Source organism: Candidatus Poribacteria bacterium (assembly GCA_021295755.1).
Lineage (GTDB): Bacteria > Poribacteria > WGA-4E > WGA-4E > PCPOR2b > PCPOR2b.
The window spans coordinates 1-4329 of record JAGWBT010000198.1 but is presented as its reverse complement, the minus strand read 5'-3'; the positions used below and the strand labels follow the sequence as shown (position 1 = coordinate 4329).

Here is a 4329-nt window from a genome sequence, read left to right as displayed (position 1 = left end):
TTTAGCACCGAATCGGCTATCTACATCGGTATTGACAGTTTTATCTACTATTACGAAGGGGATCGAACCAAATTCGTCGCGCCTGATATTTACGTCGTCTTAGGGGCAGAGAAGTATCCAGAGCGACGCAGTTTCTACACCTGGGCAGAAGGTGTTGTGCCAACGGTTGTGTTTGAGTTCCTTTCCGACTCCACCGCCGCTCAGGACCGTGGGACAAAGTTGAGACAATACCTCGTTGACATCGGGGTGGCGGAGTATTTTATCCATCAACCCGAAGGGGACAAACCACCAGAATTTCATGGCTGGTGCCGAAACGCATCTGGCGAAATCGAGGGGATTCCACCCGATGCTGAAGGAGGGTTATTTAGTCATCCGTTGGGAGGATTACATCGGCAACGTGCGGCTTTTACGACCATATTTACCTGATGGGACTCCAATCACCACCTCCGCAGAGGAGGTGCAGCTGCGAGAGGAGGCAGAAGCACTTGCCCAAGCAGAAACCGAGCGCAGACACGAGGCAGAAGCACGCGCCCAACAGGAAGCACACCGCCGCCAACAGATAGAGTCCGAGTTAGAACAACTCCGCGCACAATTAGCTGCTTCAGAGGACGAGCGCAGCTAAGTACATGGAATGGCAGATTTGTGTATCTGCCGCTCTTCAGAAAGGTCAAGCACAATGAACGGTACATATAAATCCCCACGTCATCTCCCTTTTGCACCGTTAGGTGGATTAATTGGCGCGCTGCTTGGGGGCGCGCTCTGGGCTAAATATATTCAATGGACCGGGCTTACTGCTGGGTGGGTTGCGCTCGCCATTGGCATCTTCACAGGGATCGGCGTGTTACTGGTAGGCAGGTCGCGGCAAGTCTCTATCAGCCTAGTTGCTGCATTGTTCGCTGTCGTCGGTATCCTGCTCGGCAAATATCTCGACGTTCAATGGAATAAACCGGAAACAGTCACAGTCGCAATTATTGAGAAACATGATGCGCCATCAGACCAATCAGAGGGCGTAGGTAAGATGGTAGAGACACGCGGATTCGAGCCATCGGTCTGGCAATTCATGCGCCAACGCATGGGGTGGATTGATCTTCTCTTCTATGTGGTTTCGGCATACATTGCGTTTCGCGTATCTTATAGCAGACGTTTATATCACTTTTTCTTCAGGACGGGATAACAATCACTATGAAAAAACAGAAATTGTATCAATGCTATAGATTCAATTTACTGGGATGTTTCGGTGTCTTGGTTCTCATCCTGTTCTTGCAACCCACCCTAGGGCTTACACAGGAAGAAAACGATGCGCCTAAAGGTCCACTAGATGACGAACTATTAGAAAATATATCGTCGTTCTCAGAGGTGTTGGCACACATCCAACAGAATCATTTGGATTCTCCTGATTCTGAATCACTTATGTACGGTGCAATTCGAGGGATGTTACGGACACTGGATCCATACAGCCAATTTTTTCCTCCGGAAAACTATGCAGACTTTCGCACAGAGAGTCGTGGCACCTACGGTGGACTCGGCATGGAGATCGGTATCCGGGATGAGCGATTAACAATTATCTCCCCCTTCAAGGGAACACCCGCTGATAAAGCGGGGCTCCAGAGCGGCGATATTATTAGCCAAATCGAAGATAAATCGACAACAAACATGACAACGACTGACGCCGTTGAACATCTTCGGGGTGAGCCGGGAACACAAGTTACCATCACGATTGTCCGCGAAGGTGAACCGAAACCGTTGGAAGTCACGCTGACACGCGATGTTATCCAATTCCCCAGTGTCGAATCAAAAGTTCTTAAGGAAGATATCGGATATATACGGATCAACCAATTCCGCGATAACACCGCCGGTGATGTGGATAAGGTGTTTGAAACCTTTAATCAGCAGGAAATAGAAGGACTCATTTTAGATCTCCGATCTAACCCAGGTGGCTTACTTCGATCTGCCGTTGAAATCGCCAGTGACTTTTTGGGGCCCGGAGAACTGATTGTTTATACACAAGGCAAGACCCCACGCGAAGAATACAGCGCAGAGAGAGGCAAACAGCAAAAACGTTATCCTCTGATCGTCCTTGTCAACGGTGGCAGCGCAAGCGCCTCCGAGATTGTTGCCGGTGCAATCAAAGATCATGGGCGTGGCTTGGTTATGGGGGAAAAGACCTTCGGAAAAGCCTCTGTACAGCAAGTATTTCCACTGAGCGGTGGTGCCGCCGTGAAACTGACAGTAGCACACTACTATAGTCCGAATGGGGTTGATATTCACAAAATTGGTATTATCCCTGATATTGAAGATCCATGGTTCAGTCGTTCAGAAATTCAGATGTTGCGGAAGCTGCAAAAACATAAGGCAATCACAGACTTTATTGAAACAAACGGGGATGACATCCTTGCCCAGTTGCAAAAGGCAAAACGTGCTTCTAAAGAGGATGCCGAAGCTGCCTCAACCCTAAGAAAATACCAGCGACTGGTCGATTCGCTTACAGCGGAAGGGATTATCTTGAGCGATGTTGGGTTAAAACTCGCAATTGCGCGAGAAACGGAAAACGATCTTGATGAGTACGAATATGATCCGCGAATCATTCGGGCTATCGACCAGCTGCGCGCGTTCAAAATTTATCAGTCAACATTGAAGACCGATAACTCAAAATAACCAATCGGCAATTGAGAATTATTTCATGATTACCAAACGAATTATTCCGTGCCTCGATGTTCGAGCGGGCAAGGTCACAAAAGGGGTCGCTTTCCAAGGCAATATTGATGTCGGCGATCCGGTGGCGATGGCGCGTGCGTACTACGAAGGCGGGGTGGACGAACTTGTGTTTTATGACATCACCGCCAGCAACGAAAGGCGCGACATTATGATTGATGTCGTTTCAGCGGTTGCGGCAGAGATCTTCATCCCTTTCTCGGTGGGTGGTGGGCTACGAACTTTAGAGGATATGCGCCGCGTCCTCCTTGCGGGAGCGGAGAAGGTGAGTATCGACTCCGGTGCGGTGAGAAATCCACAACTCCTCGCAGAAGGTGCAAAAGCGTTTGGTAGTCAGTGCGTTGTGCTAAGTATGCAGGTCAAACGGGTCCCGAAAAGTGATGAGATTCCAAGTGGATTTGAAATCTACATCGATGGCGGTCGTCGCCCGATGGGGTTAGATGCCCTTCAGTGGTCGCAACGCGGTGTGGAACTGGGGGCTGGCGAAATTGTGGTCAACAGCATTGACCAAGATGGAACGAAAGCGGGGTATGATATAGAACTGACAGGAGCAATTGCGGCACTCGTTCCGGTCCCTGTCATTGCTTCTGGCGGTGCAGGCAATCCGGAACATATCCGCGATGTCTTCGTCGAGAGTAATGCTGATGCCGCCATTGTCGCCTCGATCACCCATTACGGTGAGTTCTCAATTGAGCATATCAAGCGCTACCTTGAGAAAGAAGGGGTCCCGATCCGCAATACATGGTAGTTTATTGGTTAATTCGCATGTAGGTCGAGATTCATATCTCGACACAAAAATGTCGATTTTGGAAAATCGACCTACAGAAGTCCGAAGCCGTCATTAATCATTCGCTCGGAATGTCGGTGCGCTTACACTTTCGATAGTGATGTTGATGCACGCAGGCAATCCCGATGCCAATGCCCGCTCAACCGCAGGGGTGAGATCGTCCGGATCCTGAACAAACTCGCCATGCCCTCCCAACGCCTCAATCACTTTGTCATAACGTGACGGCAACAGCTCACAACCGACCGTGCGCCCTTCCCCATAATTCTGAATCTGCAACTGATGCTCGGCATTCCAACGGGCGTCGTTTCCGACAACTACGATGATAGGCAGATTGTAGCGTAGTGCGGTATCGAATTCCATAGCGTGGTAACCGAATGTGCCATCGCCTAAGAAAACAAAGACGGGTCGTTGTGGATGTGCCAGCTTCGCTGCGAGTCCCATCGGAACAGAACTACCGATTGAGCCTGCAGGACCATTGATGAGGCGATGCTGCGCTTCCAAGCCCGCCTGTACCCACTGCCCAAACTCCCCGCCGTCGCTGACAAATACCGCGCTATCATCAAGGAATGGCTGCAGCGCTTCACAGACGCGCAACGGGTGAATGGGTTGATCTAAAGAGCTGCGTACTTGCTCCCATTCCGGCGGAGTAGCCCTCCGCGCTGCCATCACTTCCGCTCGCCAAGAATCGTGCCGTCTTTCCCTTTGTGAACCTTCAAGGGCTTGTGCTGCGGCTGTCAACCGACGCACGATGTTCGTTGGTTCCGCGTGTATCGCCAGAACGCTTGGCTGTTCCGGGCGTAGCTGCGACGCATCCGCGTCAATCTGGATGA

At 50.5% G+C, this 4329-nt stretch carries 6 protein-coding genes; 5 read left to right on the top strand and 1 reads right to left on the bottom strand.

Annotated features, from left to right (window positions below; genetic code table 11):
• The 5 genes from J4G02_21480 to hisF all read left to right on the top strand — a co-directional run.
• A partial coding sequence (locus J4G02_21480; GenBank protein MCE2397092.1) for a Uma2 family endonuclease occupies positions 1-426 on the top strand: 426 nt, incomplete at its 5' end.
• Positions 398-622, top strand: coding sequence for a hypothetical protein (locus J4G02_21475; GenBank protein MCE2397091.1), 225 nt, complete (start codon positions 398-400; stop codon positions 620-622). The genes J4G02_21480 and J4G02_21475, both read left to right, overlap by 29 nt.
• Before the next feature lie 54 nt (positions 623-676).
• Positions 677-1174, top strand: coding sequence for a hypothetical protein (locus J4G02_21470; GenBank protein MCE2397090.1), 498 nt, complete (start codon positions 677-679; stop codon positions 1172-1174).
• An 8-nt stretch (positions 1175-1182) separates the two neighbouring features.
• Complete coding sequence (locus tag J4G02_21465; protein ID MCE2397089.1) at positions 1183-2655, top strand: S41 family peptidase; 1473 nt, start codon at positions 1183-1185, stop codon at positions 2653-2655.
• A 25-nt stretch (positions 2656-2680) separates the two neighbouring features.
• The gene (hisF, locus tag J4G02_21460; protein MCE2397088.1) at positions 2681-3460 is read left to right on the top strand and encodes an imidazole glycerol phosphate synthase subunit HisF; all 780 of its coding nucleotides are present in this window, start codon (positions 2681-2683) and stop codon (positions 3458-3460) included.
• A gap of 93 nt (positions 3461-3553) precedes the next feature.
• On the opposite strand, the gene J4G02_21455 is transcribed toward hisF, so the two are convergent.
• Positions 3554-4329: thiamine pyrophosphate-binding protein (locus tag J4G02_21455; protein ID MCE2397087.1), on the bottom strand; the 776-nt coding region annotated here is incomplete at its 5' end.

Bases quoted from the DNA above. Each gene is read 5' to 3' on its own strand.
- J4G02_21470 (MCE2397090.1), top strand. From the start codon at position 677: ATGAACGGTACATATAAATCCCCACGTCATCTCCCTTTTGCACCGTTA.
- J4G02_21465 (MCE2397089.1), top strand. From the start codon at position 1,183: ATGAAAAAACAGAAATTGTATCAATGCTATAGATTCAATTTACTGGGA.
- hisF (MCE2397088.1), top strand. From the start codon at position 2,681: ATGATTACCAAACGAATTATTCCGTGCCTCGATGTTCGAGCGGGCAAG.